General features: G+C 51.9%; 19 protein-coding genes and 1 pseudogene. 16 read left to right on the top strand and 4 right to left on the bottom strand.

The features are described 5' to 3' along the window. Window positions 1-282: 282 nt before the first annotated feature. The 16 genes and pseudogenes from K0335_RS15810 to yegS all read left to right on the top strand — a co-directional run bounded on the left by K0335_RS15810 (window position 283) and on the right by yegS (window position 17,888). Window positions 283-621 (top strand): hypothetical protein, encoded by a 339-nt coding sequence (locus tag K0335_RS15810; RefSeq protein ID WP_104918147.1) that lies wholly within the window; start codon window positions 283-285, stop codon window positions 619-621. A 28-nt stretch (window positions 622-649) separates the two neighbouring features. Further along, a complete protein-coding gene (locus tag K0335_RS15805; RefSeq protein ID WP_087906029.1) occupies window positions 650-1,078 on the top strand; it encodes a DUF2513 domain-containing protein in 429 nt (142 codons plus the stop codon). Between the two features lie 82 nt (window positions 1,079-1,160). After that, window positions 1,161-1,328, top strand: coding sequence for a hypothetical protein (locus K0335_RS15800; RefSeq protein WP_000545725.1), 168 nt, complete (start codon window positions 1,161-1,163; stop codon window positions 1,326-1,328). A 39-nt stretch (window positions 1,329-1,367) separates the two neighbouring features. Next, a complete protein-coding gene (locus tag K0335_RS15795) occupies window positions 1,368-1,586 on the top strand; it encodes an excisionase (RefSeq protein ID WP_001303849.1) in 219 nt (72 codons plus the stop codon). After that, on the top strand, window positions 1,564-2,637 hold the full coding sequence (locus K0335_RS15790) for a tyrosine-type recombinase/integrase (protein WP_219393916.1): 1,074 nt from the start codon (window positions 1,564-1,566) through the stop codon (window positions 2,635-2,637). Before K0335_RS15795 ends, K0335_RS15790 begins: the two co-directional genes overlap by 23 nt. 343 nt (window positions 2,638-2,980) lie before the next feature. Then, complete coding sequence (gene mdtA / locus K0335_RS15785) at window positions 2,981-4,228, top strand: multidrug efflux RND transporter subunit MdtA (RefSeq protein WP_104919452.1); 1,248 nt, start codon at window positions 2,981-2,983, stop codon at window positions 4,226-4,228. Next, the gene (gene mdtB / locus K0335_RS15780) at window positions 4,228-7,350 is read left to right on the top strand and encodes a multidrug efflux RND transporter permease subunit MdtB (protein ID WP_104919451.1); all 3,123 of its coding nucleotides are present in this window, start codon (window positions 4,228-4,230) and stop codon (window positions 7,348-7,350) included. The genes mdtA and mdtB overlap by 1 nt, the downstream gene beginning before the upstream one ends. After that, the gene (gene mdtC / locus K0335_RS15775; protein WP_104919450.1) at window positions 7,351-10,428 is read left to right on the top strand and encodes a multidrug efflux RND transporter permease subunit MdtC; all 3,078 of its coding nucleotides are present in this window, start codon (window positions 7,351-7,353) and stop codon (window positions 10,426-10,428) included. Further along, window positions 10,429-11,844 (top strand): MFS transporter, encoded by a 1,416-nt coding sequence (locus K0335_RS15770; RefSeq protein WP_219393914.1) that lies wholly within the window; start codon window positions 10,429-10,431, stop codon window positions 11,842-11,844. It begins immediately after the preceding gene. Next, entirely contained in the window at window positions 11,841-13,244 is a 1,404-nt protein-coding gene (gene baeS / locus K0335_RS15765; protein WP_000675173.1) for a two-component system sensor histidine kinase BaeS, read from the top strand. The genes K0335_RS15770 and baeS overlap by 4 nt, the downstream gene beginning before the upstream one ends. Next, on the top strand, window positions 13,241-13,963 hold the full coding sequence (gene baeR, locus K0335_RS15760) for a two-component system response regulator BaeR (RefSeq protein WP_000137876.1): 723 nt from the start codon (window positions 13,241-13,243) through the stop codon (window positions 13,961-13,963). Before baeS ends, baeR begins: the two co-directional genes overlap by 4 nt. A gap of 179 nt (window positions 13,964-14,142) precedes the next feature. Then, entirely contained in the window at window positions 14,143-14,475 is a 333-nt protein-coding gene (locus tag K0335_RS15755) for a YegP family protein (RefSeq protein WP_000929408.1), read from the top strand. A gap of 197 nt (window positions 14,476-14,672) precedes the next feature. Further along, window positions 14,673-14,970: pseudogene (locus K0335_RS15750) on the top strand (type II toxin-antitoxin system ParD family antitoxin). Between the two features lies 1 nt (window position 14,971). Further along, a complete protein-coding gene (locus K0335_RS15745) occupies window positions 14,972-15,301 on the top strand; it encodes a type II toxin-antitoxin system RelE/ParE family toxin (protein WP_104919448.1) in 330 nt (109 codons plus the stop codon). Window positions 15,302-15,370: 69 nt separating this feature from the next. After that, a complete protein-coding gene (yegQ, locus tag K0335_RS15740; RefSeq protein WP_046083186.1) occupies window positions 15,371-16,732 on the top strand; it encodes a tRNA 5-hydroxyuridine modification protein YegQ in 1,362 nt (453 codons plus the stop codon). 256 nt (window positions 16,733-16,988) lie between these two features. Beyond that, window positions 16,989-17,888 carry a lipid kinase YegS gene (gene yegS / locus K0335_RS15735; protein ID WP_000807340.1) on the top strand — a complete coding sequence of 300 codons (900 nt, stop codon included), beginning with the start codon at window positions 16,989-16,991 and terminating at the stop codon, window positions 17,886-17,888. Between the two features lie 73 nt (window positions 17,889-17,961). Here yegS and K0335_RS15730 read toward each other — a convergent pair whose 3' ends face one another. The 4 genes from K0335_RS15730 to dalD form a co-directional block, all read right to left on the bottom strand. Next, window positions 17,962-18,615 carry an HAD family phosphatase gene (locus tag K0335_RS15730; protein ID WP_104919447.1) on the bottom strand — a complete coding sequence of 218 codons (654 nt, stop codon included), beginning with the start codon at window positions 18,613-18,615 and terminating at the stop codon, window positions 17,962-17,964. A 44-nt stretch (window positions 18,616-18,659) separates the two neighbouring features. Next, the gene (locus tag K0335_RS15725; RefSeq protein ID WP_104919446.1) at window positions 18,660-19,937 is read right to left on the bottom strand and encodes an RbtT/DalT/CsbX family MFS transporter; all 1,278 of its coding nucleotides are present in this window, start codon (window positions 19,935-19,937) and stop codon (window positions 18,660-18,662) included. A gap of 68 nt (window positions 19,938-20,005) precedes the next feature. Next, window positions 20,006-21,469 carry a xylulokinase gene (gene xylB, locus K0335_RS15720; protein ID WP_000280576.1) on the bottom strand — a complete coding sequence of 488 codons (1,464 nt, stop codon included), beginning with the start codon at window positions 21,467-21,469 and terminating at the stop codon, window positions 20,006-20,008. Between the two features lie 13 nt (window positions 21,470-21,482). Beyond that, the gene (gene dalD / locus K0335_RS15715; RefSeq protein WP_104919445.1) at window positions 21,483-22,850 is read right to left on the bottom strand and encodes a D-arabinitol 4-dehydrogenase; all 1,368 of its coding nucleotides are present in this window, start codon (window positions 22,848-22,850) and stop codon (window positions 21,483-21,485) included. Between the last annotated feature and the right edge of the window lie 161 nt (window positions 22,851-23,011).

The following is a 23,011-nucleotide window of genomic DNA, read 5'->3' as shown; positions in this document are numbered from 1 at the left end:
ATTACCAATGACAGTATTGATTTAATGCCTCCATAGAATTATCTCTAGGAAGTAGGTATAAGAAAAGCCCGCACAATGAGCTGCTGCGGGCTTTGTGTTATTCGCCATATTTTATGAAGCAAATACGACACTTTAGATAATTAAGCGTTGCTGGTTGTCGATTCCTCACTCCTGTTGATGACTCTCTTCTTGTATGTGCCATTGAAGGGAATATCGCGTAAAAAGATACCGGAAGTATCCGCGCCGCCATGATTGTCTTTCTCCTGATGCAGGAAAAGCAGAATGGCTAAATCAGCAACAGAGCGCAAAGCCGATCAGAGAGCCAAGCAAGCATCATCCGGTATGCGTAAGCTGGAGCTTGTACTTGATGCTCAGGAAATTGAAATGCTGGAGCGTAACTGTGCCACGCGTCGCTTCAGGCATGCGCCTTACGAGTTTGGTGAGTACATCGCGTTACTGAGCCGCCAGGATGATGCACGTGTGCGCTGGCGTATAAAATCGATCAGCAGAAAACGTTGCGGTAAGTGCGGCGAGAGAGTTCCTGTTAATTCATGCCAGTGTAATGGTGACTCACAATGCTGGGTGACCAAAGGCTGGCACGAAACAAAATTAATGATATAAATCTCTGTGACATGTCACGGAGGCGGCAATGAAATTAGACCAGCAATATCTAAAAGATCTACTTATCGCATTCGAAAAAACTCATGGCCCTGACACGATGCTTAGTGAACTAGAGGATAATGGCTTTAATAGATATGACCAAGATTTTATTTTCCATATGCGATTATTATGTGACTACGAATTAATAGTCAGGGTTGATGGAAAACCTGGGTTCGGTCATATAATGTCCAAAGCGTTAGGGGAAGGTGTTGGATATAGTTGGATCGAAGTACCACTGAGGTTGACAGCAAGGGGGCATGATTTTATTGCTGACTTACGTCAAAAGGATGTCTGGCAAGCTATAAAAACAAACTTTAAGGATGAGGGAATTAGTACACTTATGAGTGTTTCAAAATCACTAGCAAAAGGCTTTGCACGGAAAAAGATAAAAGATATTACAGGAATAGATATTGAATAATTCTTAGCATCAGCAACTACTGCCTTTGGTGGAAATTATATCTGAACTCGCTACGGCGAGTTTTGTTTTATGGAGATGATAAATGCACTTCCGAGTCACAGGAGAATGGAATGGAGAGCCATTCAACAGGGTTATCGAAGCAGAGAACATCAACGACTGCTATGACCACTGGATAATATGGGCGCAGATAGCACATGCAGACATAACCAATATTCGAATTGAAGAACTGAAAGAACACCAAGCCGCCTGATGGCGGTTTTTTCTTGCGTGTAATTGCGGAGACTTTGCGATGTACTTGACACTTCAGGAGTGGAACGCACGCCAGCGACGCCCAAGAAGCCTTGAAACAGTTCGTCGATGGGTGCGCGAATGCAGGATATTCCCTCCTCCGGTTAAGGATGGAAGAGAGTATCTGTTCCACGAATCAGCGGTAAAGGTTGACTTAAATCGACCAGTAACAGGTAGCCTTTTGAAGAGGATCAGAAATGGGAAGAAGGCGAAGTCATGAGCGCCGGGATTTACCCCCTAACCTTTATATAAGAAACAATGGATATTACTGCTACAGGGACCCAAGGACGGGTAAAGAGTTCGGATTAGGCAGAGACAGAAGGATAGCAGTTTCAGAGGCTATTCAGGCCAATATTGAGTTGCTATCCGAGAACAGGCGTGAGTCACTGATAGACAGAATTAAAGGCGCTGACGTAGTCACTCTTCATGCGTGGCTTGACCGATATGAAACAATCCTCAGCGAGAGGGGTATCAGGCCGAAAACTCTACTCGACTACGCCAGCAAAATCAGGGCAATCCGAAGAAAATTGCCGGACAAACCGCTCGCTGACATATCAACGAAAGAGGTGGCAGCAATGCTAAACACCTACGTAGCAGAAGGTAAAGCGGCTTCCGCAAAATTAATCAGGTCAACCCTTGTTGACGTTTTTCGTGAGGCAATGGCCGAGGGGCATGTAGCAACGAATCCGGTAACAGCAACCCGCACAGCAAAGTCAGAAGTAAGGCGCTCAAGGCTGACAGCTAATGAGTATGTCGAGATTTACCATGCAGCCGAACCTCTCCCAATCTGGCTAAGACTGGCGATGGATTTGGCTGTCGTTACAGGGCAGAGAGTCGGCGATTTGTGCAGAATGAAATGGTCAGACATAAACGACAACCATCTTCACATTGAACAGGGTAAAACAGGGGCTAAGCTCGCCATTCCGCTGACGCTAAGGATTGACGCGCTCAATATCTCATTGGCTGATACACTACAGAAATGCAGGAAGGCCAGCGGCAGTGAAACAATAATTGCATCAACGCATCACGAACCACTTTCCCCGAAAACAGTATCGAAGTATTTTACAAAGGCGAGAAATGCATCTGGACTCTCATTTGATGGAGACCCGCCAACATTCCATGAACTGCGTAGCCTGTCGGCGAGGCTATACCGGAACCAGATTGGCGATAAGTTTGCTCAACGTCTTCTCGGGCATAAATCAGATTCAATGGCGGCGCGGTATAGGGACAGCCGTGGACGGGAATGGGACAAAATTGAAATCGACAAATGATTTTATTTTGACTAATAATGACCTGTTCATGTTAATTTATTGATAGTTAAAGAAATTTTAAATATGCAACTTACCTTATTTAAGGCCCCTTCCTCGGGAGGGGCTTTCCCGTTTCAGCGTCCCGCTGAAATCTTTGGCTTACCTCCTTTCGCCCTGAATGCAGTCTATCGCTAACGCGTAGATAAAATAGTTTCCTGTGTTATTACTGGATGCGTGCTCGCAAATGTGCCCGTCATTCAGACGATTCCCGACAGTGTTTCATAATTCCTCCATTTTTCTCCCTTATTGGCTGGCTACACTAGTATCATTCCGCGAAACGTTTCAGGAAGAGAAACTCTTAACGATGAAAGGCAGTTATAAATCCCGTTGGGTAATCGTAATCGTGGTGGTTATCGCCGCCATCGCCGCTTTCTGGTTCTGGAAAGGCCGCAATGACTCCCAGAGCGCAGCGCCAGGTGCGACGAAGCAAGCACAGCAGTCGCCAGCCGGTGGCCGCCGTGGTATGCGTTCCGGCCCATTGGCCCCGGTTCAGGCAGCAACTGCCGTGGAGCAGGCGGTTCCGCGCTACCTTACCGGGCTTGGCACGATTACCGCTGCTAACACCGTTACGGTGCGCAGTCGCGTAGATGGTCAACTGATGGCATTACATTTCCAGGAAGGCCAGCAGGTCAAAGCAGGCGATTTACTGGCAGAAATTGACCCCAGCCAGTTTAAAGTTGCATTAGCACAAGCCCAAGGCCAACTGGCAAAAGATAAAGCCACGCTTGCCAACGCCCGCCGTGACCTGGCGCGTTATCAACAACTGGCAAAAACCAATCTCGTATCTCGTCAGGAACTGGATGCCCAACAGGCGCTGGTCAGTGAAACCGAAGGCACCATTAAAGCCGATGAAGCGAGCGTCGCCAGCGCACAACTGCAACTCGACTGGAGCCGGATTACTGCGCCAGTCGATGGTCGTGTTGGCCTGAAGCAGGTTGATGTTGGCAACCAAATATCCAGTGGTGATACCACCGGAATTGTGGTGATCACCCAGACGCATCCTATCGATTTGCTCTTTACCCTGCCGGAAAGTGATATTGCTACTGTCATCCAGGCACAAAAAGCCGGAAAACCGTTGGTGGTTGAAGCCTGGGATCGCACCAACTCGAAGAAGTTAAGTGAAGGTACGCTGTTAAGTCTCGATAACCAAATCGATGCCACGACCGGTACGATTAAAGTGAAAGCGCGCTTTAATAATCAGGATGATGCGCTTTTCCCTAATCAGTTTGTTAACGCCCGTATGTTAGTCGACACCGAACAAAACGCCGTGGTGATCCCTACCGCCGCCCTGCAAATGGGCAACGAAGGCCATTTTGTCTGGGTACTGAATAGCGAAAACAAAGTCAGCAAACATCTGGTGACGCCGGGCATTCAGGACAGTCAGAAAGTGGTGATCCGCGCGGGGATTTCCGCGGGCGATCGCGTAGTGACGGACGGCATTGATCGCCTGACTGAAGGAGCGAAAGTGGAAGTGGTAGAAGCTCAGAGCGCCACCGCACCGGAAGAGAAAGCCACCAGCCGCGAATACGCGAAAAAAGGAGCGCGCTCCTGATGCAGGTTTTACCTCCGAGCAGCACAGGCGGCCCGTCGCGCCTGTTTATTATGCGTCCTGTCGCCACTACGCTGCTGATGGTGGCGATATTACTCGCCGGGATTATCGGTTATCGCGCCCTGCCCGTTTCGGCGCTGCCGGAAGTGGACTATCCGACCATTCAGGTGGTCACCCTCTACCCAGGTGCCAGCCCGGATGTCATGACCTCTGCCGTTACCGCACCGCTCGAACGCCAGTTCGGGCAGATGTCCGGCCTGAAACAGATGTCGTCGCAAAGTTCCGGCGGCGCGTCAGTTATCACCTTGCAATTCCAGCTAACATTACCGCTGGATGTCGCTGAGCAGGAAGTGCAGGCCGCGATTAATGCCGCCACTAACCTGTTGCCGAGCGATCTGCCTAACCCACCGGTTTACAGCAAAGTGAACCCGGCAGATCCGCCGATCATGACGCTCGCTGTTACCTCAACCGCCATGCCGATGACGCAAGTGGAAGATATGGTGGAAACCCGCGTCGCGCAGAAGATCTCGCAGATTTCCGGCGTCGGGCTGGTGACGCTTTCCGGCGGTCAGCGTCCGGCTGTTCGCGTCAAACTTAACGCCCAGGCAGTTGCCGCCCTCGGCCTGACCAGCGAAACCGTGCGCACCGCCATTACCGGCGCTAACGTTAACTCGGCTAAAGGTAGCCTCGACGGCCCTTCCCGCGCGGTCACGCTTTCCGCGAACGACCAGATGCAATCTGCGGATGAATATCGCCAGTTGATTATCGCCTACCAGAACGGCGCGCCGATTCGCCTTGGTGATGTCGCAACCGTTGAACAAGGCGCAGAAAACAGCTGGCTCGGCGCGTGGGCGAATAAAGAACAGGCCATTGTGATGAATGTTCAGCGCCAGCCCGGTGCTAACATTATCTCTACCGCCGACAGCATTCGGCAGATGCTGCCACAGCTCACCGAGAGTCTGCCGAAATCGGTGAAGGTGACGGTACTTTCTGACCGTACCACCAATATCCGCGCATCGGTCAACGATACCCAGTTTGAATTGATGATGGCTATCGCGCTGGTAGTCATGATTATCTACCTGTTTTTGCGCAATATTCCGGCGACTATCATTCCTGGCGTCGCCGTGCCGCTGTCGTTAATTGGCACCTTTGCGGTTATGGTGTTTCTCGATTTTTCAATCAATAACCTGACGCTGATGGCGTTAACCATCGCCACAGGATTTGTGGTCGATGACGCCATCGTGGTGATCGAAAATATTTCCCGCTATATCGAAAAAGGCGAAAAACCGTTGGCGGCGGCGCTCAAGGGCGCGGGTGAAATCGGCTTTACCATTATCTCGCTGACCTTCTCACTGATTGCGGTGTTGATCCCACTGCTGTTTATGGGCGATATCGTCGGGCGACTGTTCCGCGAATTTGCTATTACTCTGGCCGTCGCGATTTTGATCTCAGCCGTGGTGTCTCTGACCCTGACACCGATGATGTGCGCGCGGATGCTCAGCCAGGAGTCGCTGCGTAAACAGAACCGCCTCTCCCGTGCCTCGGAAAAAATGTTCGACAGGATAATCGCCGCCTATGGTCGCGGACTGGCGAAAGTGCTGAATCATCCGTGGCTGACTTTAAGCGTGGCGCTCAGCACGCTGCTGCTTAGCGTATTGCTGTGGGTGTTCATTCCGAAAGGTTTCTTCCCGGTACAGGACAACGGCATTATTCAGGGCACTTTGCAAGCACCGCAATCCAGCTCCTTTGCCAATATGGCCCAGCGGCAACGCCAGGTCGCGGATGTGATTTTGCAGGATCCGGCAGTGCAAAGCCTGACCTCATTTGTTGGCGTTGATGGCACTAACCCGTCGCTGAACAGTGCGCGTTTACAGATCAACCTCAAACCGTTGGATGAACGTGATGATCGGGTGCAAAAAGTCATCGCCCGTTTGCAAACGGCAGTAGATAAAGTGCCGGGCGTCGATCTCTTCCTGCAACCAACGCAGGACCTGACGATTGATACTCAGGTCAGCCGCACCCAGTACCAGTTTACCTTGCAGGCCACATCGCTGGATGCGCTCAGCACCTGGGTGCCGCAACTCGTGGAAAAACTCCAGCAACTGCCACAGCTTTCTGATGTCTCCAGCGACTGGCAGGACCAAGGGCTGGTGGCGTATGTCAACGTTGATCGCGACAGCGCCAGCCGTCTGGGGATCAGCATGGCGGACGTCGATAACGCCCTGTACAACGCGTTTGGTCAGCGATTGATTTCCACCATTTATACTCAGGCTAACCAGTATCGCGTGGTGCTGGAGCACAATACCGAAAATACCCCAGGGCTTGCGGCGCTGGATACCATTCGCCTGACCAGCAGCGACGGCGGCGTGGTGCCGTTAAGCTCAATTGCCAAAGTTGAACAGCGTTTTGCGCCGCTTTCCATCAACCATCTGGATCAGTTCCCGGTAACGACCATCTCCTTTAACGTGCCGGATAACTATTCTCTCGGTGATGCGGTGCAGGCGATTATGGACACCGAAAAGACGCTGAATCTGCCGGTGGATATCACCACGCAATTCCAGGGCAGCACCCTCGCCTTCCAGTCGGCGCTGGGCAGCACTGTCTGGCTGATTGTCGCGGCGGTGGTGGCGATGTATATCGTGCTCGGCATTCTGTACGAGAGCTTTATTCACCCGATCACCATTCTCTCGACGCTACCCACCGCAGGGGTCGGCGCACTGTTGGCGTTAATGATTGCCGGTAGCGAACTGGATGTGATTGCGATTATCGGCATTATTTTGCTAATCGGTATCGTGAAGAAGAACGCCATCATGATGATCGACTTCGCGCTGGCAGCCGAGCGCGAGCAAGGCATGTCGCCGCGCGATGCCATCTACCAGGCTTGTCTGTTGCGTTTTCGTCCGATCCTGATGACTACTCTGGCGGCACTGCTTGGCGCGCTGCCGCTGATGTTGAGCACCGGAGTCGGCGCGGAACTGCGTCGTCCGTTAGGCATCGGCATGGTCGGCGGTCTGGTTGTTAGCCAGGTGCTGACGCTGTTCACCACGCCGGTGATTTATTTGCTGTTCGACCGCCTGGCATTGTGGACCAAAAGTCGCTTTGCCCGTCATGAAGAGGAGGCGTAAGTGAAGTTTTTTGCCCTCTTCATTTACCGCCCGGTGGCGACGATTTTACTGTCGGTTGCCATTACCCTGTGCGGCATACTGGGCTTCCGTATGCTGCCGGTCGCCCCGCTGCCGCAGGTCGATTTTCCGGTGATCATGGTCAGCGCCTCGCTGCCCGGTGCATCGCCGGAGACAATGGCGTCTTCCGTCGCCACGCCGCTGGAGCGCTCACTTGGGCGCATCGCCGGGGTCAGTGAAATGACCTCCAGCAGTTCGCTTGGCAGCACGCGTATTATTTTGCAGTTTGATTTTGACCGGGATATCAACGGCGCGGCGCGCGATGTGCAGGCGGCGATCAACGCCGCGCAAAGTTTGCTGCCCAGCGGAATGCCAAGCCGTCCGACCTATCGCAAAGCGAATCCTTCGGATGCGCCAATTATGATCCTGACGCTGACATCCGATACTTATTCGCAGGGTGAACTGTACGATTTCGCCTCGACGCAACTGGCTCCGACAATTTCGCAAATCGACGGTGTCGGTGATGTCGATGTCGGCGGCAGCTCGTTGCCCGCCGTGCGCGTTGGGCTGAACCCGCAGGCGCTGTTTAATCAGGGCGTCTCGCTGGACGATGTGCGCACTGCCATCAGCAATGCCAACGTGCGTAAACCGCAGGGGGCGCTGGAAGATGGCACTCACCGCTGGCAGATCCAGACTAACGATGAACTGAAAACCGCCGCTGAATATCAGCCGCTGATTATTCATTACAACAACGGCGGCGCGGTTCGTCTGGGCGATGTGGCGACGGTGACCGATTCGGTGCAGGATGTGCGCAACGCCGGGATGACCAACGCCAAACCGGCTATTTTGCTGATGATCCGCAAGCTGCCGGAAGCCAATATTATCCAGACGGTAGACAGCATCCGGGCAAAATTACCGGAGTTGCAGGAGACCATTCCGGCGGCGATTGATCTGCAAATTGCCCAGGATCGCTCCCCCACCATTCGCGCCTCACTGGAAGAAGTCGAGCAAACGCTGATTATCTCGGTGGCGCTGGTAATTCTGGTGGTGTTTTTATTCCTGCGCTCGGGTCGCGCCACTATTATTCCCGCCGTTGCGGTGCCGGTTTCGCTGATTGGTACGTTTGCCGCGATGTATCTGTGTGGTTTCAGTCTCAATAATCTTTCGTTAATGGCGCTGACCATCGCCACTGGCTTTGTGGTGGATGATGCCATCGTGGTGCTGGAAAACATTGCCCGTCATCTGGAAGCGGGGATGAAACCGTTGCAAGCCGCACTGCAAGGTACTCGCGAAGTCGGTTTTACGGTGCTGTCGATGAGTCTGTCACTGGTGGCGGTGTTCCTGCCGCTGCTGTTGATGGGCGGATTACCGGGCCGCCTGTTACGCGAGTTTGCCGTGACGCTTTCTGTCGCCATTGGTATTTCGTTGCTGGTTTCCCTGACGCTAACGCCAATGATGTGCGGCTGGATGCTGAAAGCCAGCAAGCCGCGCGAGCAAAAGCGACTGCGTGGCTTTGGTCGCATGTTGGTAGCCCTGCAACAAGGCTACGGCAAGTCGCTAAAATGGGTGCTCAATCATACCCGTCTGGTGGGCGTGGTGCTGCTTGGCACCATTGCGCTGAATATCTGGCTGTATATCTCGATCCCGAAAACCTTCTTCCCGGAGCAGGACACCGGCGTGTTGATGGGCGGGATACAGGCGGATCAGAGTATTTCGTTTCAGGCGATGCGCGGTAAGTTGCAGGATTTCATGAAAATTATCCGTGACGATCCGGCGGTGGATAATGTCACCGGCTTTACCGGCGGTTCGCGAGTGAACAGCGGGATGATGTTTATCACCCTCAAGCCACGCGACGAACGCAGCGAAACGGCGCAGCAAATTATCGACCGTTTGCGGGTGAAGCTGGCGAAAGAACCGGGGGCGAATCTGTTCCTGATGGCTGTGCAGGATATTCGCGTTGGCGGACGTCAGTCGAACGCCAGTTACCAGTATACGTTGCTCTCCGACGACCTGGCGGCGCTGCGCGAATGGGAGCCGAAAATCCGCAAAAAACTGGCAACGTTACCGGAACTGGCGGACGTGAATTCCGACCAGCAGGATAACGGCGCGGAGATGAATCTGGTTTACGACCGCGACACTATGGCACGACTGGGAATCGACGTGCAGGCCGCCAACAGTCTGTTAAATAACGCCTTCGGTCAGCGGCAAATCTCGACCATTTACCAGCCCATGAACCAGTATAAAGTGGTGATGGAAGTGGATCCGCGCTATACCCAGGACATCAGTGCACTGGAAAAAATGTTTGTCATTAATAACGAAGGAAAAGCGATCCCTCTGTCATATTTCGCTAAATGGCAACCGGCGAATGCCCCGCTGTCGGTGAATCATCAGGGATTATCGGCGGCCTCGACCATCTCGTTCAACTTACCGACCGGAAAATCGCTCTCGGACGCCAGTGCGGCGATCGACCGCGCAATGACCCAGCTAGGTGTGCCTTCGACGGTGCGCGGCAGTTTTGCCGGAACAGCGCAGGTGTTCCAGGAGACGATGAACTCGCAGGTGATCCTGATTATCGCAGCCATCGCCACGGTGTATATCGTGCTGGGTATCCTTTACGAGAGTTACGTGCATCCACTGACGATTCTCTCCACCCTGCCCTCGGCGGGCGTTGGGGCGCTGCTGGCGCTGGAGCTATTCAATTCCCCGTTCAGCCTAATCGCCCTGATAGGGATCATGCTATTAATCGGCATCGTGAAGAAAAACGCCATTATGATGGTCGATTTTGCGCTCGAAGCCCAACGGCACGGTAACCTGACGCCGCAGGAAGCTATTTTCCAGGCCTGTCTGCTGCGTTTTCGCCCGATTATGATGACTACCCTGGCGGCGCTGTTTGGTGCGCTGCCGTTGGTATTGTCGGGCGGTGACGGCTCGGAGCTGCGGCAACCCCTGGGGATCACCATTGTCGGCGGTCTGGTAATGAGCCAGCTCCTGACGCTGTATACCACGCCAGTGGTGTATCTCTTCTTCGACCGTCTGCGGCTGCGTTTTTCGCGTAAACCTAAACAAACGGTAACCGAGTAAATGACAGATCTTCCCGACAGCACCCGCTGGCAATTGTGGATTGTGGCTTTCGGCTTCTTTATGCAGTCGCTGGACACCACCATCGTTAACACCGCGCTTCCCTCAATGGCTCAAAGCCTCGGGGAAAGCCCGCTGCATATGCACATGGTCATCGTATCTTATGTGCTGACCGTGGCGGTGATGCTGCCCGCCAGCGGCTGGCTGGCGGACAAAGTCGGCGTACGCAATATCTGCTTTACCGCCATCGTGCTGTTTACCCTCGGTTCGCTGTTTTGCGCGCTTTCTGCCACGCTAAACGAACTGTTGCTGGCACGCGCGTTACAGGGCGTTGGCGGCGCGATGATGGTGCCGGTCGGCAGGTTGACGGTGATGAAAATTGTACCGCGCGAGCAATATATGGCGGCGATGACCTTTGTTACGCTGCCCGGGCAAGTCGGTCCGCTGCTTGGTCCGGCGCTCGGCGGCCTGCTGGTGGAATACGCGTCCTGGCACTGGATCTTTTTAATCAACATTCCGGTAGGGATTATCGGTGCGATCGCCACGCTGATGTTAATGCCAAACTACACCATGCAGACGCGGCGTTTCGATCTCTCCGGTTTTTTATTGCTGGCGGTTGGCATGGCGGTATTAACACTGGCGCTGGATGGCAGTAAAGGTACTGGTTTATCGCCGCTGGCGATTGCCGGACTGGCAGCGATTGGCGTGGTGGCACTGGTGCTTTATCTGCTGCACGCCAGAAATAACAACCGCGCCCTGTTCAGCCTGAAACTGTTCCGCACTCGTACCTTTTCGCTGGGCCTGGCGGGGAGCTTTGCCGGACGTATCGGCAGTGGCATGTTGCCCTTTATGACACCGGTTTTCTTACAGATTGGCCTCGGTTTCTCGCCGTTTCATGCCGGATTGATGATGATCCCGATGGTGCTCGGCAGCATGGGAATGAAGCGAATTGTAGTGCAGGTGGTGAATCGCTTTGGTTACCGTCGGGTACTGGTGGCGACCACGCTGGGCCTGTCGCTGGTCACCCTGCTGTATATGACTACCGCTCTGCTGGGCTGGTACTACGTTTTGCCGTTCGTCCTGTTTTTACAAGGGATGGTCAACTCGACGCGTTTCTCCTCTATGAACACCCTGACGCTGAAAGATCTACCAGACAATCTGGCGAGCAGCGGCAACAGCCTGCTGTCGATGATTATGCAATTATCGATGAGTATCGGCGTCACCATCGCCGGGCTGTTGCTGGGGCTTTTTGGTTCACAGCATGTCAGCGTAGACAGCAGCACCACACAAACCGTCTTTATGTACACCTGGCTTAGCATGGCGCTTATCATCGCCCTTCCGGCGTTCATCTTTGCCAGAGTTCCGAACGATACGCATCAAAATGTCGCTATTTCGCGGCGAAAAAGGAGCGCGCAATGAAGTTCTGGCGACCCGGTATTACCGGCAAACTGTTTCTGGCGATTTTCGCCACCTGCATTGTCTTATTGATCACGATGCACTGGGCGGTACGTATCAGTTTTGAGCGCGGCTTTATCGATTACATCAAGCATGGTAATGAACAACGGCTGCAAATGCTCGGCGATGCGCTTGGTGAGCAGTACGCCCAGCACGGGAACTGGCGCTTCCTGCGTAATAACGATCGCTTTGTATTTCAGATCCTACGTTCGCTGGAGCATGATAACAACGAAGATAAGCCCGGCCCCGGTATGCCGCCACACGGTTGGCGCACGCAATTCTGGGTGGTTGATCAAAACAACAAAGTGCTGGTTGGCCCGCGAGCACCGATTCCACCAGACGGCACACGGCGGCCCATTATGGTCAATGGGGCAGAAGTGGGTGCGGTGATCGCCTCCCCTGTTGAACGACTGACCCGCAATACCGATATCAATTTTGACAGACAACAGAGGCAAACCAGTTGGCTGATTGTCGCTTTATCTACCTTATTAGCAGCGCTGGCGACATTCCCACTGGCGCGCGGTTTGCTGGCTCCGGTCAAACGACTGGTGGACGGTACACACAAACTGGCAGCGGGCGATTTCACTACTCGCGTGACGCCCACCAGCGAAGATGAACTAGGGAAACTGGCGCAAGACTTCAACCAGCTCGCCAGCACGCTGGAGAAAAACCAGCAGATGCGCCGCGATTTTATGGCCGATATTTCTCACGAATTGCGTACACCACTAGCGGTCCTTCGCGGTGAGCTGGAAGCTATTCAGGATGGCGTGCGTAAATTCACGCCGGAGACGGTGGCGTCTTTACAGGCAGAAGTCGGAACGCTAACCAAACTGGTGGACGATCTCCATCAGTTGTCGATGTCTGATGAAGGCGCTCTCGCCTACCAGAAATCGTCGGTGGATCTGATCCCGCTACTGGAAGTCGCGGGCGGCGCATTTCGTGAGCGTTTCGCCAGCCGCGGGCTGAAACTGCAATTTTCCCTGCCAGACAGCATTACCGTATTTGGCGATCGCGATCGTTTAATGCAGTTGTTCAATAACTTACTGGAAAACAGCCTGCGCTATACCGACAGCGGCGGCAGCCTGCATATCTCTGCCGAGCAACATGACAAAACGGTGCGCCTGACCTTTGCCGACAGTGCACCGGGCGTTAGTGACGATCAACTGCAAAAATTGTTTGAGCGTTTTTATCGCACCGAAGGTTCCCGCAACCGTGCCAGCGGCGGTTCCGGCCTGGGACTGGCGATTTGTCTTAACATTGTTGAAGCACATAATGGTCGCATTGTTGCCGCTCATTCGCCTTTTGGCGGGGTAAGCATTACAGTAGAGTTACCGCTGGAACGGGATTTACAGAGAGAAGTATGACCGAGTTACCAATCGACGAAAACACGCCACGTATTTTGATCGTGGAAGATGAACCGAAGCTGGGGCAGTTGCTTATTGATTACCTGCGTGCTGCGAGCTATGCACCGACGCTTATCAGCCACGGCGATCAGGTACTGCCGTATGTGCGCCAGACACCACCGGATCTGATCCTGTTGGATCTGATGCTCCCTGGCACCGATGGCCTGACGTTGTGTCGGGAAATTCGTCGTTTTTCTGACATTCCGATCGTGATGGTGACAGCAAAAATCGAAGAGATCGATCGCCTGCTGGGGCTGGAGATTGGCGCAGATGATTATATCTGTAAGCCGTACAGTCCACGGGAAGTGGTAGCGCGCGTCAAAACCATTTTGCGCCGTTGCAAACCGCAGCGCGAGTTGCAGCAACAGGATGCCGAAAGCCCGTTGATTATCGACGAAGGTCGTTTTCAGGCTTCATGGCGCGGTAAAATGCTTGACCTGACGCCTGCGGAATTTCGTCTGCTGAAAACACTCTCTCATGAACCAGGAAAAGTGTTCTCCCGCGAGCAATTGCTCAATCATCTTTATGACGACTACCGCGTAGTAACTGACCGCACCATCGACAGCCACATTAAAAACCTGCGTCGCAAGCTGGAAGCACTGGACGAAGAGCAGTCTTTTATCCGCGCCGTCTACGGTGTCGGTTATCGCTGGGAAGCCGACGCCTGCCGCATCGTTTAACATTTTTACCTGCCGGAGAAGGCATTCACGCCACATCCGGCAACATTATCCCACGCATGGTCAGCAAACTGACATTATCTCTCCGCCCTGGCAGGCATCAGAAAATCACTCATACTTTAATCGGTAAACAGCACCTTTAGATGCTGTTTTCGATACGCAATTTCAATCAAGGAGTCATTATGGCTGGTTGGTTTGAACTCAGTAAGAGCAGTGATAATCAGTTCCGGTTTGTGCTAAAAGCGGGCAATGGTGAGACTATCCTCACCAGCGAGCTGTATACCTCAAAAGCCTCTGCGGAAAAGGGCATCGCGTCAGTGCGTAGCAACAGCCCACAAGAAGAACGCTATGAGAAAAAAACAGCAAGCAACGGCAAATTCTATTTCAATCTGAAAGCCGCCAATCATCAAATTATCGGCTCCAGCCAGATGTACGCCACCGCGCAATCTCGTGAAACCGGAATTGCCTCCGTTAAAGCCAATGGCACAAGCCAGACGGTGAAAGACAATACGTAATTACGATGCCGGGCGCGTGTTGTTGGCGTCCGGCTTTATTTCCAAATAACGCTTATTTATTTACCTGCGCCATTAAAATAGTGGACACTGATGAATACTCATTGTGCTTTCTTTGTTTAACATCTCCATGCTTATCCTCCTGACCATGTTCATATGCCAAAATATCTTCTAATACTTTTCGTGACGCTATCCGGTTTATGACATACACTGATGTAAGATTTTTACTTACAAGAGAGCATAAACATGGCCAGAACGATGACAGTTGATCTTGGCGATGAGTTGCGTGAATTTATCGAGTCCTTGATTGAATCCGGCGACTATCGCACCCAAAGCGAAGTGATCCGTGAGTCACTGCGCTTACTTCGAGAAAAGCAAGCAGAGTCTCGCCTGCAAGCGTTACGTGACATGCTCGCAGAAGGGTTGAGTAGTGGTGAAGCTCAGCCGTGGGAAAAGGACGCGTTTTTACGGAAGGTGAAAGCAGGGATAAGGAAATAATGTGCGTATTATTAAACTCATGCCAAAAGCCAATGAGGATTTAGAAGGCATCTGGTATTACAGTTATCACCATTTCGGCGAACCACAAGCCGACAGATATGTGGAACATCTTTCAGACGTTCTCCAGATTCTGAGTAACAATAATATAGGTACGCCCAGTTCTGAATTAGGCGAAGGTATTTTTGTTCTTCCTTTTGAACGCCACGTAATTTATTTCCTGCAATCACCAGGGGAAATTATCGTCATTCGTATCCTTAACCAAAACCAGGACGCCACCAGACATTTACACTGGAGCCAACCCCGCCGATTGCGCTACAATGCCCGCCCTTAAAGTGGGGGCACTCCCCCAACCGCTTCATCAGGTGAAGCGGATCTGACCTGTCATCAGAACGAGAGAATTATGTTTAAACCGGAACTCCTTTCCCCGGCGGGAACGCTGAAAAATATGCGTTACGCTTTCGCTTATGGCGCAGATGCTGTTTATGCGGGCCAGCCGCGTTACTCCCTGCGTGTGCGCAACAACGAATTCAACCACGAAAATCTTCAGCTCGGCATTAATGAAGCCCACGCGCTGGGGAAAAAGTTTTATGTCGTGGTCAACATTGCACCGCACAACGCTAAGTTGAAAACCTTTATCCGTGACCTGAAACCGGTGGTGGAAATGGGGCCGGATGCGCTGATTATGTCCGATCCAGGGCTGATTATGCTGGTGCGTGAGCACTTCCCTGAAATGCCGATCCATCTCTCGGTACAGGCTAACGCCGTGAACTGGGCGACGGTGAAATTCTGGCAGCAAATGGGCCTGACCCGCGTGATCCTCTCTCGCGAGCTGTCGCTGGAAGAGATTGAAGAGATCCGCAATCAGGTGCCGGATATGGAGATCGAAATCTTCGTCCACGGTGCGTTGTGCATGGCCTACTCTGGTCGCTGCCTGCTCTCTGGTTATATCAACAAGCGCGACCCGAACCAGGGCACCTGCACCAACGCCTGCCGCTGGGAGTACAACGTCCAGGAAGGGAAAGAAGATGACGTTGGCAACATCGTACACAAGTACGAGCCGATTCCGGTGCAAAATGTTGAGCCGACGCTGGGTATCGGCGCGCCAACCGACAAAGTGTTTATGATCGAAGAAGCCCAGCGTCCGGGCGAGTATATGACCGCGTTTGAAGATGAGCACGGCACTTACATCATGAACTCGAAAGATCTGCGCGCTATCGCCCATGTTGAACGCCTGACCAAAATGGGCGTACATTCGCTGAAAATCGAAGGCCGTACCAAATCTTTCTACTATTGTGCACGCACCGCGCAAGTTTATCGTAAGGCTATCGATGATGCCGCTGCGGGCAAACCGTTCGACACCAGCCTGTTGGAAACGCTGGAAGGCCTGGCGCATCGCGGCTATACCGAAGGTTTCCTGCGTCGCCATACACATGATGATTATCAGAACTACGAATACGGTTATTCCGTTTCTGACCGCCAGCAGTTTGTTGGTGAGTTTACCGGTGAGCGCAAAGGCGACCTCGCGGCGGTAGCGGTTAAAAACAAATTCTCCGTTGGCGACAGCCTTGAGCTGATGACGCCACAGGGCAACATCAACTTTACCCTTGAGCATATGGAAAACGCCAAAGGCGAAGCAATGCCGGTCGCACCTGGCGATGGTTATACTGTGTGGATCCCGGTACCGCAGGATCTCGAACTGAATTATGCGCTGCTGATGCGTAATTTCTCCGGGGAAACCACGCGTAACCCGCATAGTAAGTGATTAATTAAGGTTATTTTTTTGCGACGGGAAGATTCTTAGAAATCGATCACATACCGTTACATAAAAACCAGGTATTATCTGAGTCGCTGAAAAACATAACCCATAAAATGCTAGCTGTACCAGGAACCACCTCCTTAGCCTGCGTAATCTCCCTTACGCAGGCTGATTTTTTTTGGCCCACTTTCATCCTCTTCTGACAAAACCTTTTCTTTTCTGCTCTACACTTTCAACAGACTAATCATAAAGGCATACGATCATGGCAGAATTTCCCGCCAGCTTACTGATTCTTAATGGTAAAAGTGCAGATAATGAACAACTGCGTGAAGCAATTATGCTGTTACGCGATGAAGGGATAAAGATTCATGTGCGCGTCACCTGGGAAAAAGGCGATGCTGCGCGTTTTGTCGATGAAGCCCGCCAACTTGGTGTTGCAACAGTGATTGCCGGAGGCGGTGATGGCACTATTAATGAAGTCGCCACGGCACTGATTCAGTGTGAGGGTAATGTGATCCCTGCACTGGGTATATTGCCATTAGGTACCGCAAACGACTTTGCGACCAGTGTTGGCATTCCAGTCGCACTGGATAAAGCGCTAAAGTTGGCTATTGCAGGAAACGCCATTGAAATTGATATCGCTCAGGTTAATAAACAAACCTGTTTTATCAATATGGCAACTGGCGGTTTTGGTACGCGCATTACTTCGGAAACACCGGAGAAATTAAAAGCGGCTTTAGGAGGCGTTTCTTACATCATTCATGGCTTAATGCGTATGGATACGTTAAAACCTGACCGCTGTGAGATCCGCGGTGAAAATTTTCACTGGCAAGGTGATGCACTGGTCATTGGCATTGGTAACGGGCGTCAGGCGGGTGGCGGTCAGCAGCTGTGCCCGAACGCGTTAATTAATGATGGCTTATTGCAACTGCGTATTTTCACCGGTGATGAAATTCTTCCCGCTCTTGTTTCGACATTAAAACCAGACGAAGAAAATCCGAATATTATTGACGGCGCTTCGGCGTGGTTTGATATTCAGGCACCACACGACATCACCTTTAATCTTGATGGCGAACCGTTGAGTGGGCAAAATTTTCATATTGAAATTCTTCCGGCAGCGTTGCGTTGCCGTCTGCCACCAGATTGCCCGCTTTTACGTTAAATAAAAGCAAGCGCAGAAGCAGGATTAGCAGACCGGCATCATCCCTGGGATCTTCTGCGCTCACCCTTTTTTGTTACGCAGCTACGGCTAACGCTGCCAGTAATTCATTCATCGATAAATATCTTGCACTCGCCGCATTAAAGCAGGTTTGTTGGGCATCTTCTGATACCACAATGGTGTTTATTCCTGCCGCCTGTGCTGCCTGAAAACCACTCAAACTGTCCTCTATAACCAAACAATCTGCAGCAGACAGTTGCAATTCTCGCAGTGCAGAAAGATAAACTGCCGGATGTGGTTTCCCATGCTTTTCGTCATCAGCACTACAAATCACCGAAAAATAGTGCTGAATATTGAGTTTTGTCAGTACAGCATCGATCACCTGGTAAGATGAAGAGGTTGCCAGCGCCAGTTGATAGCCACTCCGGCGCAAAAAAGATAACACGTCCTGAACGCCTGGCATCGCTTCGCCCGTCCCGGCAATCAACGTAGTGATCAGGCGGCGAATCTCACTTTCCAGCAGTGCGGGTTCAATGTGTAAATGACAATATTCACACCAGGTTTGGGCTATCTCATCCAGCCTTTTACCTTTAGTCAGTCTTATACACTCTTCGTCACTGACACGTGCGCCCCACCTTCCCAGTGCTCCCTTTTGTGCCTGACGCCATAACCCTTCCGAATCAATGATGACACCGTCCATATCAAAAATGACTGCTTTACAATTAAACATTGTTCCTCTCAATAAAGCCTGGCACCACACCAGGCTTGTCATCATCAGGAAATGGTGGCGGTCTTCCCTTCACACACTTGCTGATTTGAGAATCCCGGTTGTTCGACGCGAATAAACGGGCAAATAATAAACGCTATCACATACAGGGTGGTGTAAGCGACAACCACACCAATAGTACTGAAATAAGGCAGAAGTACCACGGCGATTGCCGGAGCAAGGAAGTTGGACAACCCGGCTGAAAGGTTATAAACCGAAATGGCTGCCCCTTTATGTTTCGGTTCCAGTGCCGGGAAAACGGCTGCCATCGGTACGAATGCAGCAACAAAGATACCCAGTGCCACCGCAGGTATCAGCGCCATAGCAAAGTTATGACCGAAATGTTGCGGCATGTAGTAGAACGCCAGGCTGGAAAGCGCCATTCCCACGCAACCAAACCAGCGAACAACTTTCATCCAGCCCATTTTCTCTGCCAGCACGCCCCAGAATACGTTAGAGAAGATAGTGGTAAAGAAGAAGACTGCCCAGACCTGCAACCACTCGGAGGTGGTAAAGCCCAACTCATCAACAAACATCATCGGCATAATTACGGCGAATCCGAATAAAGATAATGTGTTGATAATGCGAACAATGCTGGAAAGCAAAATATTGCGATTGGTATAAAGCAACGTCACCGCACGGCCCAGTTCGCTAAACTTCTCTTTTGTGGTGAGATTTTGCATGTGGCGTGGTGTTTCTACTTTGCGCATAGAAATTAACGCAACAGCGCCACCAACCCCACAGAAGGCCAGCGCCAGCCATAATGTTCCCATTTCGCCAATAAGCGGAATGGTAAAACTGGGGATGTAGCTGCCAAATACTCCGATACCAATAGAGTAAACGGCCCAGAACCAGCCCAGCGCAGCACTGGTGCTGTCACTGCGTACATTATGGACAATGGCCACAATAAAGGCGTAGAGGAACAGCGGATAGGCCAGGCCACGAATCCCATAAAACAGCAGGATTAACCCATAGTTCGCCTGCCCCAGCCCAAAGACCAGAAACAGCACGTGAAATACGCACCACAGCACAAAGCCGATAAACATGGTTTTTTGCGGCGTAATGATTTCGGCAACTACGCCGGAAACCCAGGCGGAAAGAGCTGCCGCCAGGCCATAAAGTGTAAAGGCAAAGGAAGCTTCTGCAGGCGTGAAACCCAGTGCTTTAATGTAATGCGACAGGAATGCCAGTTCAAAACCGTCTCCGGTCATAAAGATGGCAATGGCAATATATCCCCACACCAGATTTAAGGGTAATCCCAGCCATTGTTTATTTGTTAACGACATAGTGACCTCGTTTGTAGGATACAAAACGCCGCTCCGGTGCACACACCGGAGGGCATTTGTGACAGATGTTATTGATTGCGATAGTTCAGGTCGTTGTGGTACAGCGCAGTAAACTGCTGATATCGTTGCATCAGCGCCTTATGACGTTCAGGATCGCTGCGCCAGGTTTTGAAGATTTCAGGTTTTTCACACACTGCCGCCAGTGGTTTTCCCGCAGCCAGACAGGCCAGACGCGCGGCTCCCAGCGCCCCCCCCGTCTCACCGCCTTTATGCGTCACCACTGGCATATCGAGAATGTCGGCCAGTAACTGCGCCCAGAATGGACTTCTCGCCCCCCCACCTACCAGCGAGCATTGCTCAATTACCGTACCGCTTTCTTGCAGGACTCGCAGCCCATCGGCAATACCAAAGCTGACACCTTCCAGCACTGCATATCCCATTAGCGCACGCTGACTGGAGTGTGTCAGCCCCCAGAACATTCCCCGGGCATGAGGATCGTTATGTGGCGTACGTTCACCAGAAAGATACGGGAGGAACATCGGTGCGCTGGCTTTGTCTGCATCAGAAAGTTGGGCAATCTCTTCCAGTAGCTCTGTTTCCGTTACCCCCACCAGGCGGCAGAACCATTGCAGGCAACTGGCGGCACTGAGCATTACACTCATCTGGTGCCATAAATTCGGTAGTACGTGACAGAAAGCATGGACTGCTGATTGCGGCGCAGGACGATAGGCATCTGTCACCACAAACAACACCCCGGAAGTTCCCAAAGAAATAAACGCATCTCCGGGAGAAACGGCCCCCACACCAATTGCACTCACGGCGTTATCGCCACCGCCGCCAGCAACAACAACCGAAGATGTCAGCCCCCATCGGCTGGCAACTTCAGGGGAAAGAGTGGCAGAAACGTCACAACCTTCTACCAGTTCCGGCATATTCGCCCGTGTCAGGCCACATTTTTCCAGTAACGAATCTGACCAGTCGCGTTTTTCAACATCAAGCCACAACGTGCCAGCAGAATCCGACATATCGGAAATCTTTTGGCCGGTCATTTTGAAACGCAAATAGTCTTTCGGCAGTAAAACGGTGGAAATGCGCGCAAAGTGCTGCGGCTCATGGCGCCGTACCCATAGCAATTTGGGGGCGGTAAATCCAGGCATCGCCAGGTTTCCCGCTACCTGATGCAACTCTGGTGCAATCTCTTCCAGCTCCGCGCACTCCTGCGCACTGCGGGTGTCGTTCCATAAAATCGCCGGACGAATCGCCTCTCCTTTTTCATCCAGCAGGACGGCACCATGCATTTGACCAGAAAGGCCAATGGCTTTGATCGCCTGCCAGTGGTGACCGCATTTTTCCCGTAGGGTCGTCATTAAATATTCCGTCGCTTCCCACCAGGCTTGCGGCGATTGTTCTGACCAGTGTGGATGGGGCCGCTGAATGGTCAGCGGCGCGCTATGGGTGACAACAATTTCATTGTTTTCGTCAATAATCAGCGCCTTAACTTCCGATGTGCCCAGATCGATACCCAGATACATAACCGCCTCCTGGTTAGTTAATTAACGCGTAGACGTCAGCGATTTTTTCGCGCAACAACGCGGCAAAATCTTCACGTTCGGTTAAATCGCCAAACAGCGCTTTATCACTGGCATAAACAGCGACGGGATCGGCAGACTGGAACATTGCATGAACAGCTGGCGCATCGAGGATGCCATCCTGATATTCATAGGGCAGTTTGCCGTGATGCCACTGCTCCATGAATACGTAAAACAGAGCAGGTAACATAGCTGTGGCATTCGGGCGAACGCCTCGCTGGTAGCACTCTCGCAGTGTGGGGGCAATCATCGCCGGAATTTTCGAGAAACCATCCGCAGCGACACGTTGGTTGGTGTCCTGAATATGTGGATTGGTAAAACGCTTGAGTACAACATCACGGTAGGTTGGCAAATCGATACCGTTATCGCCCAGGCAAGGAATGACATCTTCCGTCACGTAGCGGTCGGCAATCTGATAGATAAAATCGGTCATTGTGCTTTCGTGGATATATTTTTGACCGATTAACGTACCTGCCCAGGCGATGCAACTGTGTGAAGAGTTAAGAATGCGAATCTTCGCCTCTTCATAGGGGATTACCGACGCCACCAGCTCAACACCGACCTTCTCCAGTGCCGGGCGCACATCGCGGAAATTATCCTCCACGACCCACTGGATAAAGGTTTCACCCATTACCGGCGCTTTATCTGCAATACCTGTTTGTGCCTTGATCCGTGCCGGAAGTTCTGCTGCCGGACGAGGCGTAATGCGGTCAACCATGGTGTTCGGGCAAGTAGTATTTGTACTCAGCCAGTCGATGACATCCTGTTTGCCAGTCAGCTGGAGAAACTCGACCAGACCATCATGGAAACGTTCACCATTATGGCGCACGTTATCGCAATTCAGCAGGGTCAGAGGTCCGGCGTTATTTGCCATACGCGCTTCGAGGATACGGGTAATAACACCGTAAATTGTTTTGCATCCCCCTTTAAGATCTGCCGCTAAATCAGGATTGTTGACTTCCAGTTTGTGACTGGTGTTCAGGTAGTACCCGCCTTCGGTGACGGTGAAAGCAATCACTTTTGTCTTCGAATCTGCCCCTTCAGCAATCAGCGGTTGTAAATCTGCCTGCCACGGTATCAGCTTCTGAATTGAGGTGATCTCTTCATATTCGCTTACCCCTTCCGGGCTAACGGTTTCCAGCACATAGCGACCTTTCTGCGCACTGAGTGCCTGTACGACATGTTCAGCATCGTTACGAATATTTCCCGCAGCAATGCTCCAGTGTTTATCGCCCATCACCTGCAAACGGTGTAGATACCATGCCTGATGCGCGCGATGAAAAGAACCTAACCCGATGTGCAGCCATGTAAATTGTTCGTTCATTGTTTCGTTCTCCATTGACGTTATGGCTGAACTGTAATCGAACATTTGAGTTAATTAAGAGCGTTAGATCACAAAAGAACAATTGACCGTAAAAATTACAAATGACCAAATCAAAGCAATAAACTTGCCTCGCGGTAAAGCTATCGCCAAAATGACGCTAA

It is taken from the genome of Escherichia sp. GZ89, from assembly GCF_019366485.1.
Lineage (GTDB): Bacteria > Pseudomonadota > Gammaproteobacteria > Enterobacterales > Enterobacteriaceae > Escherichia > Escherichia fergusonii.
The sequence above is the reverse complement of the archived record's forward strand: the minus strand, read 5'-3'. Positions and strand labels throughout refer to the sequence as shown.

What these genes read in the sequence shown, in the direction of transcription:
- baeS (WP_000675173.1), top strand. Translation starts at nt 11,841, where the DNA reads ATGAAGTTCTGGCGACCCGGTATTACCGGCAAACTGTTTCTGGCGATT.
- baeR (WP_000137876.1), top strand. Translation starts at nt 13,241, where the DNA reads ATGACCGAGTTACCAATCGACGAAAACACGCCACGTATTTTGATCGTG.
- K0335_RS15795 (WP_001303849.1), top strand. Translation starts at nt 1,368, where the DNA reads ATGTACTTGACACTTCAGGAGTGGAACGCACGCCAGCGACGCCCAAGA.
- K0335_RS15725 (WP_104919446.1), bottom strand. Translation starts at nt 19,937, where the DNA reads ATGTCGTTAACAAATAAACAATGGCTGGGATTACCCTTAAATCTGGTG.
- K0335_RS15810 (WP_104918147.1), top strand. Translation starts at nt 283, where the DNA reads ATGGCTAAATCAGCAACAGAGCGCAAAGCCGATCAGAGAGCCAAGCAA.
- K0335_RS15755 (WP_000929408.1), top strand. Translation starts at nt 14,143, where the DNA reads ATGGCTGGTTGGTTTGAACTCAGTAAGAGCAGTGATAATCAGTTCCGG.
- yegQ (WP_046083186.1), top strand. Translation starts at nt 15,371, where the DNA reads ATGTTTAAACCGGAACTCCTTTCCCCGGCGGGAACGCTGAAAAATATG.
- K0335_RS15805 (WP_087906029.1), top strand. Translation starts at nt 650, where the DNA reads ATGAAATTAGACCAGCAATATCTAAAAGATCTACTTATCGCATTCGAA.
- dalD (WP_104919445.1), bottom strand. Translation starts at nt 22,850, where the DNA reads ATGAACGAACAATTTACATGGCTGCACATCGGGTTAGGTTCTTTTCAT.
- K0335_RS15770 (WP_219393914.1), top strand. Translation starts at nt 10,429, where the DNA reads ATGACAGATCTTCCCGACAGCACCCGCTGGCAATTGTGGATTGTGGCT.
- mdtA (WP_104919452.1), top strand. Translation starts at nt 2,981, where the DNA reads ATGAAAGGCAGTTATAAATCCCGTTGGGTAATCGTAATCGTGGTGGTT.
- mdtB (WP_104919451.1), top strand. Translation starts at nt 4,228, where the DNA reads ATGCAGGTTTTACCTCCGAGCAGCACAGGCGGCCCGTCGCGCCTGTTT.
- xylB (WP_000280576.1), bottom strand. Translation starts at nt 21,469, where the DNA reads ATGTATCTGGGTATCGATCTGGGCACATCGGAAGTTAAGGCGCTGATT.
- K0335_RS15790 (WP_219393916.1), top strand. Translation starts at nt 1,564, where the DNA reads ATGGGAAGAAGGCGAAGTCATGAGCGCCGGGATTTACCCCCTAACCTT.
- K0335_RS15800 (WP_000545725.1), top strand. Translation starts at nt 1,161, where the DNA reads ATGCACTTCCGAGTCACAGGAGAATGGAATGGAGAGCCATTCAACAGG.
- K0335_RS15730 (WP_104919447.1), bottom strand. Translation starts at nt 18,615, where the DNA reads ATGTTTAATTGTAAAGCAGTCATTTTTGATATGGACGGTGTCATCATT.
- yegS (WP_000807340.1), top strand. Translation starts at nt 16,989, where the DNA reads ATGGCAGAATTTCCCGCCAGCTTACTGATTCTTAATGGTAAAAGTGCA.